The organism is Rhodococcus sp. NPDC003348, assembly GCF_053589375.1.
Map to the genome: position 1 here is coordinate 23329 of NZ_JBSFRT010000056.1, position 12317 is coordinate 35645.

Below are 12317 nucleotides of genomic sequence, written 5' to 3' on the forward strand. Positions count from 1 at the left end.
TCCCTTCCGGCCGAACGTCGTTGGTTGGGCAGGCCGGCTACACCGCGAGCACGCCCGCGTTCGTGAGAGCAGCGACCTCGCCCTCGTCGAGGGACAGGACCTCGCGCAGGATGTCCGGGCCGTCCTCGCCCAGTCGGGCGGCCGGGCCGGTGTGCAGGTGGGTGCCGTCGAAGGACGCGGGCATCGCGGCGGCGAGGTAGTCGCCGATGCGTGGCTGTGCCAGCGGGGCGAAGAGTGGGTTGCTCTCGAGTGATCCGGACCGGACCACCTGCTCGAAGGTGCGGTACCGCTCGTGCAGGACCGAAGACGCGCCCAGTGCCCGCCCGACCTCGTCGGCGTGATGCGACCGGAACCACTTGGCGAACAGCGCGGTGAGGACCTCTCGATGCTCGTATCGGTCGCTCTCGCGGCCGAAGTCTGCCCCGAGTGCGGATTCGAGTGCCGCGACGGGCTTCTCGGTCCCGGTGACCGCGACCAGGTCCCGGAAGTGGCGGGGCGTCAGCGCGACGATCATGAACCGCTCGTTGTCGGCGGTGACGAAATCCGTGCCGTACGTGCCGTACACGTCGTTGCCGGTGCCGGTCCGGCCGGTGCCGTTGACCTGCACCTCGGTGAGGTACCCCAGAGCGCCCGCGGTCGCGAGGGCAACGTCCTCGAGGGGGAGCACGATCCGGGAGCCCTCCCCGGTGGCCTCGCGCCGGTGGACGGCTGCCGCGACGGCGAGGGCCGCGTGCAGCCCGGCCGCGACGTCCCATGCGGGCAGTGCGTGGTTCACCGCGCCTGCGTGATTCACGGGTCCGGTGATCTGGGGGAATCCCAGCGCGGCGTTGACGGTGTAGTCCACGCCGGGGCGGCCGTCGTGGCGGCCGAGCAGTTCGAGGGTGATGACGTCCGGGCGCAGCGCGGACAGGGTCTCGTGACTCATCCAGCGTCGACCGCCGGCATTGGTCACCAGGATCCCGCCGCCGGTGCCGGGTGCGGTCACGAGGCGTCGGACGATGTCCTGGCCCTCGGGGCTGCGCAGGTCCAGCGCCAGGGATCTCTTGCCCCGGTTGAGTCCGGTCCAGTAGATGGACTCGCCCTCGGCGGTGAGCGGCCAGCGGTCGACGTCCGCGGCGCCCCCGATCGGATCGATTCGGATGACCTCGGCGCCCAGTTGGCACAGCGTGAGGCCGCACAGTGGGGAGGCGACGAAGCTCGAGATCTCGATGATCCGGAGGCCGTCGAGGGGCCGGGTGGTCGGTGTGGTCATTGTGGTGGATCCTCCGGTCTGAATGGCTTCTGATCAGGCATTTCAGAAACAATGATAATAATTCACACCATAGTATTGACACGCAGGATTCTTGGACGCAATACTTCCACCATGGCATCCGTTTCGGCAGTAGGTCCGGAAGATTTCGCTGACATCCTGGCGCAGACCCGCGAGTTCATTCGCAAGGAAGTCGTGCCGCGTGAGCAGGAGATCGCAGACACCGACAGCATTCCCGACGACGTCCGCAAGAACGCGGCGGCGATGGGGCTGTTCGGCTACGCGATCCCGCAGGAATGGGGTGGTCTCGGGCTGGACCTGACCCAGGATGTCCAGCTGGCAATGGAATTCGGCTACACGGCCCTGTCCCTGCGGTCGATGTTCGGCACCAACAACGGCATCGCGGGGCAGGTGCTCGTGGGCTTCGGCACCGACGAGCAGAAGGCGCAGTGGCTCGAGGGCATCGCCTCCGGTGACATCGTCGCCTCGTTCGCCCTGACCGAGCCCGGCGCAGGATCCAACCCGGCCGGGCTGCGGACCAAGGCGGTCCGGGAGGGCGACGACTGGATCATCAACGGCGAGAAGCGGTTCATCACCAACGCGCCGCTGGCCGATCTGTTCGTGGTGTTCGCCCGCACCCGGCCCGCCGACGAGAACGGCACCGGAATCGCCGTCTTCCTCGTGCCCGCCGACACGCCGGGTGTCGTGGTCTCGCCCAAGGACCGGAAGATGGGGCAGGAGGGCGCATGGACGGCCGACGTGCACTTCTCCGACGCCCGGGTTCCGCACGGAGCGCTGGTCGGCGGCAACGAGGACGTCGGATACCGCGCCGCGATGACCTCGCTGGCCCGCGGACGCGTCCACATCGCGGCGCTCGCGGTGGGTACGGCGCAGCGGGTGCTGGACGAGTCGGTGGCGTACGCCGCCACCGCAACCCAGGGCGGCACGCCGATCGGCGACTTCCAGCTCGTGCAGGCGATGATCGCCGACATCGCGGCCGGCGTCATGGCCGGGCGCGCAATGGTGCGTGAGGTCGCCGAACGCTACGTCTCGGGTGAGGACCGACGGATCGGGCCGTCCGCCGTCAAGCTCTACTGCACCGAGATGGCGGGTCGGGCAGCCGATCTTGGCGTCCAGATCCACGGCGGTACCGGTTACATGCGGGAGGTGCCCGTCGAGCGGATCTACCGCGACGTGCGGCTGCTGCGCCTGTACGAGGGCACCAGCGAGATCCAGCGCCTGATCATCGGTGGCGGCCTGGTGAACGCCGCCAAGAAGGCCGCTGCGGGCGGGGGGCGCTGAGATGGATCCCGACGCAGTCACCGTCGACACCGACCTCCCGCTCGCGGGCATCACGGTCGTCAGCCTCGAACAGGCCGTCGCGGCCCCGATCGCCAGCCGGCACCTCGCCGATCTCGGCGCCCGGGTGATCAAGGTCGAACGCATCGGCGAGGGCGACTTCGCCCGGAACTACGACACGGCCGTGCACGGGCTCGCGTCGCACTTCGTGTGGCTCAACCGCGGCAAGGAGTCGATCTGCGTCGACCTCAAGGCCCCGGAGGGTCTCGCCGCCGTCAAGGCCCTGGTGGCCGAGGCCGACGTGTTCATCCAGAACTCCGCGCCCGGCGCCGCCGACCGGCTCGGGCTCGGTGCCGAGGACCTGCGCGCGGACCACCCGGAACTGATCGTGGTCAACATGTCCGGTTACGGCACGTCCGGCCCGTTCGTCGACCGCAAGGCCTACGACATGCTGGTCCAGGCCGAGACCGGACTGATCTCCATCACGGGCACGCCGGAGACCGCGACCAAGACCGGGATTCCCACGTCCGACATCGCGGCCGGGATGTACGCGCTCACCGCGATCCAGGCGGCACTGTTCCGCCGGGAACGGACCGGCAAGGGCGCCACCATCGACGTGGCGATGTTCGACGCGACCGTCGAATGGCTCGGCCACCCGATGTACATGCAGATGTACCAGGACGTGCAGATCAGGCGGATGGGGCTCTCGCACGCGTCCATCGCGCCCTACGACGCCTACCCGACCCGGGACGGACAGATTCTCATCGGCGTCCAGAACGACCGGGGCTGGCGAACTCTCGTCACGGACGTGTTCGAGCGCCCGGACCTCGCGGACCATCCGCGATTCGCGACCAACATCCTGCGCGTGCAGAACCGCGCCGAGGTGGACGCGCTCGTCGGCGAGCTGACCTCCGCATTCGGTACCGGGGAACTCGACGACCGACTCGCCAAGGCCGGCATCCCGGCGGCGCAGCTCGGCGACATGAAGGACCTGATCGCGCACCCGCAGCTCGAGGCGCGCGATCGCTGGCGTGACGTGCAGACCGAGGCCGGTCCGATCCGGGCCGTGCTGCCACCGATGACCTTCCGGGACGTCGAGATGCGCATGGGCGCGGTCCCGGCGCTGGGGGAGCAGACCGACCTCGTGCTCGCCGAACTCGGGCTGAGCACCGAGCAGGTGGCCGCACTGCGGACCGCCGGAATCGTCCAGTAGTTCGGACCCGGTCGCCGGGTCGGACAGACACGAATGTGGAGCGGGTAATGGGCTTGTTGGAAGGAAAGGTCGCCGTCGTCACGGGGGCCGCGCAGGGTATCGGTCTGGAGATCGCGCGGACCTTCATCGCCGAGGGCGCGAAGGTCGTCATCGCCGACATCAACGACGAGGCGGGCGCGAAGGCGGAGGCCGAGCTCGGCGGCGCCGAGGTGGCGCGCTTCGTCCGATGCGACGTCCGTGACGGCGCTGCGGTGGAGGCCGTGATCGGCACAGCCGAGAGCGCCTTCGGGCCGCTCGGGGTGTTCGTCAACAACGCGGGCATGACGCGGGACGCGACCATGCGCAAGATGACCGAGCAGGACTTCGACGACATCATCGCGGTCCATCTCAAGGGTGCCTGGAACGGCACCCGGGCGGCCTCGAACCGGATGCGCGAGTACGGCGCGGGCGCGATCGTCAACATCTCCTCGCTGTCCGGAAAGGTCGGGCTGGTCGGGCAGACGAACTACTCGGCCGCCAAGGCCGGCATCGTGGGTCTGACGAAGGCCGCCGCGAAAGAGGTCGCGTTCAAGAACGTCCGTGTCAACGCGGTGCAGCCCGGCCTGGTCCGGACTCCGATGACCGAGGCCATGCCCGAACGCATCTGGGAACAGAAGATGGCGGAGATCCCGCTCGGCCGCGCGGGTGAGCCCAGCGAGATCGCCTCGGTGGTGTTGTTCCTGGCCAGCGACATGTCGAGTTACATGACGGGCACCGTGCTCGAGGTGACCGGCGGCCGTCTCATGTGACGGTCGCAGTGTCCCGAGGCGGCGTCGTCCACACCGGTCGGACCCCTTGCCTCAATCCATGACTATCATTATAGTGAACTAGGTAACGTTCGCGCCGGACGTGAGAGGTGGACCACACCTGGTCGGCCCGGTGCACCCAACGGCAAAGGAGCGGACATGTCCGACACCACCCCCGGCACGGAGGCCACCAACGGAAGCCGGCTGCGCTGCAACGAGTGCGGTTCCGAAGCGATCGTCACGACGGCAGGCGGCTCCGCGCTGACCTGCTGCGGCGCGGCCCTCGAGGTCACCTTCGCCGGCAGCTGACCGCCCACGGTCGGCCCTGGTCTGTCACCACATCGAGGAGAATCCACATGAACGAGATCGGCAAGCGCTACACGTGCGCAACGTGTGAGACCCAGGTCATCTGCGTCAAGAAGGGTGCGGGCACCTTCACCTGCCACGGAGCGCCGATGGAACTGCTCACCGCCAAGCCCCTGCCGTCGTCCGACTGAGTAGGGCATCAACCAAAATCTATGTGCCGCAATGCCGTCCGACACGTGACGGTCGCTGTGGCCGTCGCGTAACAGAAGGAGTGCTCAGATGGCTGGTCCACTCGACGGACTCGTCGTGATCGATGCGAGCTGGGGTATGCCGGCAGCCATCTCGACGATGATGCTGGCCGACTACGGCGCCCGCGTCGTCAAGCTCGAACGTCCCGGTGGCGCGATCGACGCGGACACGGCGGTGCGTAAGTCCACCGACCGCGGAAAGTGGAGTGTCGAGGCCGATCTGGGCACCGCCGAGGGTCGTGCGATCGCCGAGCAACTCCTCGCCGGTGCGGACGTCTTCGTCGAATCCTTCGGCGCCGGCAAGGCGGACGCCCTCGGGCTCGGCTACGACCGGCTGCACGAGATGTTCCCCGAGTTGGTGTACTGCTCGGTCACCGGATACGGCAACACGGGCCCGCTCGCGTCCCGCCCCGGCTACGAGGCACTGCTCAACGCCCGGCTCGGCCAGATGGCCGAGCAGCGTGGCCACCGCGACGGCCCGATCTTCATGGGGCACCCGACCGTCTCGTACGGCACCGCGTTCATCACCACGATCGGAATCCTTGCCGCCCTGCGGGCGCGGAAGATCAACGGCGCCGGGCAGAAGGTCGACACCTCCCTGCTCGACGGCATGCTGGCGATCTCGTCGATGAACTGGTGGTGGAACGAGAAGGACATCTCCTACCTGGCGCGCAGCGGCACCCAGACCGGATTCGGCAACAAACGACTGATCACCGATCCCTTCCAGTGCGCGGACGGCAAGTGGCTGATTCCGCACACCGGCGGCCCCGGCTCGTACAAGCGGATGATGGACATCCTCGGCTTCGGTGAGCAGACCCAGACGATCGACGGCCCCGAGATGGCGGTGCCGCTCGACGAGGTCGAACTCGACATCGCCCGGAACAAGGTCCCCGAGGCCTTCCGGTCCCGGCCCCGCGACGAATGGCTGGAGCTGTTCCACGCCGCGGACATCGCCGCACTGCCGGTGCTGCATCCCGAGGAGACGTTCGAGGACGATCAGGTGAAGTTCGCCGAGGTCGCCATCGAACTCCCGGACGCCGATCACGGCACCCTCCGCCAGGTCGGTCCGGTGATCCGTTTCGAGAAGTCGTCACCCGCGACCCCCGCGCCGGCTCCCCGCATCGGTGAACACAACGAGCGGATCGGCGAGGTGGCCCGCTCCGCGGTGTGGGCGTCGGCCGCCCCCGGTGGATCGGTGACGGCTCCGTTGCAGGGAGTGAAGATCGTCGACTTCAGTTCCTACTTCGCAACGGGTTTCGGTGCCCGGCTGCTGTCCGACCTCGGTGCGGACGTGGTGAAGGTGGAGCCGCTCGTCGGCGACCAGATGCGGCCCCTCGGCGACCTGTTCGAGGGCGCCAACCGAGGCAAGCGGAACATCGCGCTCGACATGCGGACCCCCGAAGGCCAGGAGATCGCGCACCGGCTGGTCGCGGAGGCCGACGTCGTGATGCAGAACTACCGCCCCGGCAAGGCCGAGAAGATCGGCCTCGGTTACGAGCAGCTCAAGGCCATCAACCCGGACCTGATCTACGCCTACCTGCCGGGGTTCGGCTCCGCCGGGCCGAAGTCGACGCTCAAGTCGTTCGCTCCGCTGGTGTCGGGACTGGTCGGCCTGAACTTCGAGGGGGCAGGCAAGGGCAACGCCCCCATCCGTCGTGTCATCGGCAACGAGGACCTCTACAACGGATTCCTCGGCGCCGTCACCGTCCTGCTGGCGCTGCACCACCGACTGAACACCGGTACGGCACAGTACGTCGAGAGCCCGCAGCTGCATTCGAGCCTGTTCGTGATCAGCGAGCACTCGGCCACGCTCGACGGCACCGCGGTGCCCGCACACCAGCTCGACTCGGAGCAGATGGGGCTCTCGCCCCTCTACCGCCTGTACTGCACGTCCGACGGCTGGATCGCCATCGCGGTGTTCGGCGACGCGGCCTTCGGGCGCCTGGTCTCGGCCCTCGGCCTGACCGATCTCGCGGCCGACAGCCGCTTCGTGACCACCGCGGGACGGACGGCGAACGCCGATGCGCTCGCCGGTCTCCTCGCGGCCCGATTCGCCGAACTCGACAGCTCCGACGCATTCAAACTGCTCGACGACAACCGTGTCCCGGCGGAGATCCCGCTCGACTACCCGATCATGCCGGAACTGCTGTGGGAGGAGTGGGCGCTCGAGTCGCAGCGCGTCGTCGAACACCACCATCCCGAGTACGGCTGGTCGCGCGAGGTCGGCATGGTGATCCATCTGTCCGACACCCCGGGGAGCTTCAAGGGTGGCAGTCCTCGGCTCGGTCAGCACTCGGCCGAGATCCTCGAGGGACTGGGCTACAGCACCGACGAGGTCGCCGCACTGATGGCGACCGTGTGCAAGCTGCCCACGGTCGCAGCAAAGGAATCGTAGAACCATGGACATCACGTATCCCGCAGAAGCGGAGGCGTATCGCGCCGAGATTCGCGCGCTGCTCGAATCGAAGCTGCCCGAGGGCTGGCGCGGCATCGGTGCCCTCCCCGAGACCGAACAGGACGCGTTCCTGACGAGCTGGCGAAAGGTGCTCTCCGACAACGACCTGCTCGCCGTGTCATGGCCGAAGGAGTTCGGCGGCGGCGGACTGTCGAGCATCGAGCAGGTGGTGCTCAACGAGGAGCTCATGCGGCTCGGGGTGCCGGACGGCACCGAGAACGACACCCTCGGCATCAAGTTGCTCGGCAACACCGTCACGGTCCTCGGCACCGACGAGCAGAAGGAGTACTTCCTGCCCCGGGTGCTCTCCGGTGAGCACGTGTGGTGCCAGGGCTACTCGGAGCCCGAGGCCGGCTCCGACCTCGCCGGCATGCGAACCCGTGCCGTCCTCGACGGCGACGAGTGGGTCATCAACGGCCAGAAGACGTGGACGTCGCAGGGGCACAAGGCCAACTGGATCTTCGTGATCGCGCGAACGGATCCGACGGTGGCGAAGCACAAGGGACTGTCCTTCCTGCTGGTCCCGATGGACCAGCCCGGTGTCGAGGTGCGGCCGATCCTCAACGCGGCCGGCTACGTCGCGTTCAGCGAAGTGTTCTTCACCGACGCGCGCACTCCGAAGTCCCACGTCCTCGGCGGCGTGAACGGCGGCTGGAACACCGCCAACACGCTGCTCGGTTTCGAGCGCGGCGTCCGGGCCACCACCGACGCCGTCCGCTTCGGCCGCGAGGTGGAGCGGTTGATCGAACTGGCCCGTGAGCGTGGGCTGACGGCGGATCCGCGCATCCGCGGCGAACTGGCCTGGTGCTGGTCGCGCGTGCAGACGATGCGATTCCGCGGGTACCGTGCACTGACCAAGCTGCTCAACGGCGGGTCGTACGGCGTCGACGGCTCGTTCTCGAAGGTGATCTGGAGCGAGTTCTTCCAGCGCCTCACCGAGGTCGGCATGGACATCCTCGGCCTGGAGGCGCTCACTCCGACCGGCGGTGGCAACGACGGCATGCTGGTGACCCCGAATCCCGGCGCCGACAACTCTTCCCGCTGCTGGACGGAGATCGCGCTGTACGCCCGCGCCGCCACGATCTACGGCGGCAGCTCGCAGATCCAGCGCAACATCATCGGCGAGCAACTGCTGGGACTGCCGAAGGAGCCTCGCCTGGACGGCGGCCCATTCCAGGAGATCGGGCGCCGCAAGAGCGCCTGACCCAACGCTTTTCGTCGCCGTGGCGGCGGAACGAAAGAACGGAAGAACATCGTGTACTTCGCATTCGACGAGGATCAGGAGGAGTTCCGCGCCTCGCTGCGCCGGCTCCTGACCGAACGTGCCCCGATCGCCCGCGTCCGCGAGATCGCCGAGCGCGGCACTCACGATGCCGACACCTGGCAGCTGCTCGCCTCGAACATGGGAGTGCCTGGGCTGCACGTTTCCGAGGAGTTCGGAGGCGGTGGATTCAGCTTCCTGGAAACCGCCATCGTGGCACAGGAACTCGGGCGCGCCCTGACTCCCGTCCCGATGATCGCCACGACCGGTGTCATCGAGGCCGTCCTGCGACTCGGGAGCGAGGAGCAGAAGCGCGAGCTCCTGCCGAGCCTTCTCGACGGCAGCGCGATCGGCGCTCTGGCCCTGAGCGGATCCCGGGACACCGTGGTGGGCTCGGCGACCGTGCGGGCAACCGGTGACCCGGCCGCACCCGAGCTCACCGGTCGCCTCGAGTACGTCGCGTTCGGGCACGTGGCCGACCTGCTGGTGGTCCCGGCGCTCGTGCCCAGCGAGGACAACGTGGCCCTGTACGTCGTCGACGCGCACGCCGCCGGCGTCAGCGTGCACGGCCAGGCATCCCTGGACCTGACGCGTCCGCTGGCCACCGTCGAACTCTCCGCCGCCCCGTCCCGCTTCCTGGGGGCCGACCGGGCCGCCATCGGGCGGGTGACCAACATCGTTCGGACCTTGCTCGCGAACGAGGCGCTCGGCGCGGCCGAGGCCGTACTCGACATGGCGGTCGAGTACGCCAAAGCGCGCGTGCAGTTCAACCGGCCGATCGGGTCGTTCCAGGCGATCAAGCACAAGTGCGCCGACATGGCCATCTCGATCGACGCGGCGCAGGCCACGGTCATGTACGCGTCGATGTGCGCGGACGAGGACAATGACGAGTTCCCCCGGGTCGCGGTGATGGCCAAGGCGCAGGGATCCGAGTGCCTGACGTTCTGTGCTTCCCAGAACATCCAGGTGCACGGCGGCATCGGGTTCACCTGGGAGGCGGACCCGCACCTGTACTTCCGCCGGGCCAAGGCGATCGAACCGATTCTCGGCAACAACGCTCACCACACCGGACTGCTCGCGGACCTGGTCGGAATCTGACCGACCGGCCCGAGCGCCACTCGTCCGCCGCCGATGACGGTGCGCCGCACCGCGTGTCGACGGTGCGGCGACCTGATCAACGAACGGAGAAACGGATGATTCCCATGCGGAGAATGGACGGCGAGGTCGCGCTGGTGACCGGTGGGGGTTCCGGCATCGGGGCCGCTTCCGCACTTCGCCTCGCGGCCGAAGGTGCCGCGGTGGCGGTGGTCGACGTCCACGCCGACGCGGCGGCGGCGACCGCCCGCGCGATCGAAGAGGCGGGCGGGACGGCGCGCTCGTTCGCCGCGGACGTCCGGGACGCGGACGCACTGAAGAGGATCGCGGACGAAGTCGTGGCGGACCTCGGCGAGATCGGCGTGGTGTTCACGGCCGCCGGAGTCAGCGGAGCCAGGCTCGACAGTCACGAGTTGACGGAGACCGACTGGCGCGGTGTGCTCGACATCAACCTGAGTGGCACCTTCTTCACCATCCAGGCGGTGCTGCCGTCGATGCTGCGGCGCGGCAGCGGTTCGGTCGTCACATGCGGATCGACGTCGTCGTTCGTGGCCACCCAGGGCGGCCTGGCGCCGTACCGCGCATCGAAGGGCGGCGTGAAGATGCTGACCCAGACCCTCGCGGTCGAATACGCGCCCAAGGGAATCCGGGTCAACAGCGTGTGCCCGGGGGCGGTCCGGACGAACCTGACGGCGAACACCGCCGCGATCGTGCCGACCGATGGCACCGTGCGCAACCCCTCGAAGCCGCTGTCCGTTCCGATGGGCCGCTACGGGGAGGCCGACGAAATCGCCTCCGTTGTCGCCTTTCTCGCCTCTCCGGACGCCTCATACGTGACCGGTCAGGCGATTCTCGTCGACGGCGGTGTCACCGCGGAGTAGCGGTGTGGGCGAGGCCGGCCGCTGCGGCACGAATTCAGGATCATGGATCTTGACAAGCCCACAATCTAGCCGCATGATTAGCATCATCAAGTGAGCCGAATCACCCGGGTGCGCCAGTTGAGGCCCAAGTCACGCCAATGGCGTGCGCACGCCACGGTTCGGCTCGAGGTTCAGTTTAGGGAGATCCAGTGACCAAGTTCTTCACCCGCACAGGCGCTTTCGCCCGTGTCGGTGCATTCGCTGCGGCCGGAGCGCTCCTGCTCGCGGGCTGTGCCGAGTCCGGTTCCGGCGGCGCCAACGGAGGCGGCGAGGGTGTCGAGTACGGGGCGAGCAAGGCCGACTACCAGGCCGCTTTCGCCGACGTCGACCCGATCGTCCTGCACACGCAGTCCCCGAGCACCAAGGGCTCTGTCAGCGGCGCGTTCATCGAGTCGTACATCGCGGCGGTCGAGGACTGGTCGGGCGGGAAGATCACCTTCGACGTCGCGTACTCCGACGCGATCGCGAAGGCGACCGAGATCGACAACGCGGTCCAGGACGGCCGACTCGACATCGGCCAGGTGCTCACCGTGTACGAGCCCAAGGAGTTCCCCGCGTCCTCCGCCCTGCTCGATGCCAGCGTGCTGTCCGACCAGAGTGTGGTCACCGGCGTCCTGCAGTCCAATGCGTGGCCTGCAGAGGTCGCATTCTCGACCCCGGAGATCGTGTCCGAGTTCGAGGACAAGGGCCTCAAGCTGCTGATGCCGGCATACAACGCGGGCATGAACGCCCTGTTCTGCGCGCAGCCGCGGACCAGCCTGCCCGAACTCGCGGGCAAGAGCGTCTCGGTGGGCAGCACCGCGGGCAACGAGCAGGTCACCGCGCTCGGCGGTACCCCGACGTCGGTGGCATACACCGAGGCATACGAGGCGCTGCAGCGTGGGGTCATCGACTGCTCGATGGTCGGCCCCGCCGCCGCGGCGATCGGCGGCCTGGTCGAGGTCGCACCGAACACCGTCATCGATCCCGAGGCGGGACTCGCCGTCCCGACCGGCAACATGGTCATCAACGAGGACGTCTGGGCGGGCCTGCCGCTCGTCGCCCAGCAGCTGCTGTGGGACCGCCTCGACGTGTTCATCGCCGGGAGCATCGAGGGCAAGATCTGGCCCGTGACAGTCGAATCCGTGCAGAAGATCAAGCAGTACGGTGGATCGGTGGTGCCGTTCGCGGCGGACGCGCGCACGGCACTGCAGAACGCGAACAACAAGATCGTCGACGCGATCGCCGACAAGCCGGCGCTGACCGACGGCGAGGGCTTCGTGAGCTCGGTGCGTGAGACCTCCGAGAAGTGGAGCAGCATCATCTCGGAGCTCGGCTACAAGAACGAGACCGACTACAACGGCTTCGCCGACTGGTACACGCCCGGCAAGATCGACATCGACCCGTACGTCAAGCGGGTCTACGAGGAGATCCTCCTCGACAAGCGCCCGGCCTGACGGTACGGGCGGGCAAGGCAAGTCGCCCCGGGGCGAGGGCTCCCCTCGCC

11 protein-coding genes are annotated in these 12317 nt (G+C 68.2%); 10 read left to right on the forward strand and 1 reads right to left on the reverse strand.

From position 1 onward, the window contains the following. Nucleotides 1-37: 37 nt before the first annotated feature. Complete coding sequence (locus tag ACWDU4_RS25740) at nucleotides 38-1252, reverse strand: CoA transferase (protein ID WP_450116784.1); 1215 nt, start codon at nucleotides 1250-1252, stop codon at nucleotides 38-40. Nucleotides 1253-1363: 111 nt separating this feature from the next. Between ACWDU4_RS25740 and ACWDU4_RS25745 the strand changes: the two genes are divergently transcribed. The 10 genes from ACWDU4_RS25745 to dctP all read left to right on the forward strand — a co-directional run bounded on the left by ACWDU4_RS25745 (nucleotide 1364) and on the right by dctP (nucleotide 12267). Next, a complete protein-coding gene (locus ACWDU4_RS25745) occupies nucleotides 1364-2551 on the forward strand; it encodes an acyl-CoA dehydrogenase family protein (protein WP_450116785.1) in 1188 nt (395 codons plus the stop codon). Nucleotide 2552: 1 nt separating this feature from the next. Beyond that, nucleotides 2553-3761: a CaiB/BaiF CoA transferase family protein gene (locus tag ACWDU4_RS25750; protein WP_450116786.1), complete on the forward strand. Its 1209-nt coding sequence runs from the start codon at nucleotides 2553-2555 to the stop codon at nucleotides 3759-3761. 47 nt (nucleotides 3762-3808) lie between these two features. Then, a complete protein-coding gene (gene fabG, locus ACWDU4_RS25755; RefSeq protein ID WP_450116787.1) occupies nucleotides 3809-4549 on the forward strand; it encodes a 3-oxoacyl-ACP reductase FabG in 741 nt (246 codons plus the stop codon). Between the two features lie 156 nt (nucleotides 4550-4705). Continuing rightward, the gene (locus ACWDU4_RS25760) at nucleotides 4706-4855 is read left to right on the forward strand and encodes a hypothetical protein (protein WP_450116788.1); all 150 of its coding nucleotides are present in this window, start codon (nucleotides 4706-4708) and stop codon (nucleotides 4853-4855) included. A 47-nt stretch (nucleotides 4856-4902) separates the two neighbouring features. Next, nucleotides 4903-5043 (forward strand): hypothetical protein, encoded by a 141-nt coding sequence (locus tag ACWDU4_RS25765; protein ID WP_450116789.1) that lies wholly within the window; start codon nucleotides 4903-4905, stop codon nucleotides 5041-5043. Between the two features lie 88 nt (nucleotides 5044-5131). Next, nucleotides 5132-7495 carry a CaiB/BaiF CoA transferase family protein gene (locus ACWDU4_RS25770; RefSeq protein WP_450116790.1) on the forward strand — a complete coding sequence of 788 codons (2364 nt, stop codon included), beginning with the start codon at nucleotides 5132-5134 and terminating at the stop codon, nucleotides 7493-7495. Between the two features lie 4 nt (nucleotides 7496-7499). Then, complete coding sequence (locus ACWDU4_RS25775; RefSeq protein WP_450116791.1) at nucleotides 7500-8759, forward strand: acyl-CoA dehydrogenase family protein; 1260 nt, start codon at nucleotides 7500-7502, stop codon at nucleotides 8757-8759. Nucleotides 8760-8810: 51 nt separating this feature from the next. After that, nucleotides 8811-9914, forward strand: a complete 1104-nt coding sequence (locus ACWDU4_RS25780; RefSeq protein WP_450116792.1) for an acyl-CoA dehydrogenase family protein — start codon at nucleotides 8811-8813, stop codon at nucleotides 9912-9914. A gap of 95 nt (nucleotides 9915-10009) precedes the next feature. After that, nucleotides 10010-10792 carry an SDR family NAD(P)-dependent oxidoreductase gene (locus ACWDU4_RS25785; protein ID WP_450116793.1) on the forward strand — a complete coding sequence of 261 codons (783 nt, stop codon included), beginning with the start codon at nucleotides 10010-10012 and terminating at the stop codon, nucleotides 10790-10792. Nucleotides 10793-10980: 188 nt separating this feature from the next. Next, nucleotides 10981-12267 (forward strand): TRAP transporter substrate-binding protein DctP, encoded by a 1287-nt coding sequence (gene dctP, locus ACWDU4_RS25790; RefSeq protein WP_450116794.1) that lies wholly within the window; start codon nucleotides 10981-10983, stop codon nucleotides 12265-12267. Nucleotides 12268-12317 lie beyond the last annotated feature (50 nt).

Excerpts from the sequence above, each read along its gene's own strand:
- ACWDU4_RS25765 (WP_450116789.1), top strand. The coding sequence starts at position 4,903 with ATGAACGAGATCGGCAAGCGCTACACGTGCGCAACGTGTGAGACCCAG.
- ACWDU4_RS25750 (WP_450116786.1), top strand. The coding sequence starts at position 2,553 with ATGGATCCCGACGCAGTCACCGTCGACACCGACCTCCCGCTCGCGGGC.
- ACWDU4_RS25785 (WP_450116793.1), top strand. The coding sequence starts at position 10,010 with ATGATTCCCATGCGGAGAATGGACGGCGAGGTCGCGCTGGTGACCGGT.
- ACWDU4_RS25745 (WP_450116785.1), top strand. The coding sequence starts at position 1,364 with ATGGCATCCGTTTCGGCAGTAGGTCCGGAAGATTTCGCTGACATCCTG.
- ACWDU4_RS25760 (WP_450116788.1), top strand. The coding sequence starts at position 4,706 with ATGTCCGACACCACCCCCGGCACGGAGGCCACCAACGGAAGCCGGCTG.
- ACWDU4_RS25770 (WP_450116790.1), top strand. The coding sequence starts at position 5,132 with ATGGCTGGTCCACTCGACGGACTCGTCGTGATCGATGCGAGCTGGGGT.
- fabG (WP_450116787.1), top strand. The coding sequence starts at position 3,809 with ATGGGCTTGTTGGAAGGAAAGGTCGCCGTCGTCACGGGGGCCGCGCAG.
- ACWDU4_RS25775 (WP_450116791.1), top strand. The coding sequence starts at position 7,500 with ATGGACATCACGTATCCCGCAGAAGCGGAGGCGTATCGCGCCGAGATT.
- ACWDU4_RS25740 (WP_450116784.1), bottom strand. The coding sequence starts at position 1,252 with ATGACCACACCGACCACCCGGCCCCTCGACGGCCTCCGGATCATCGAG.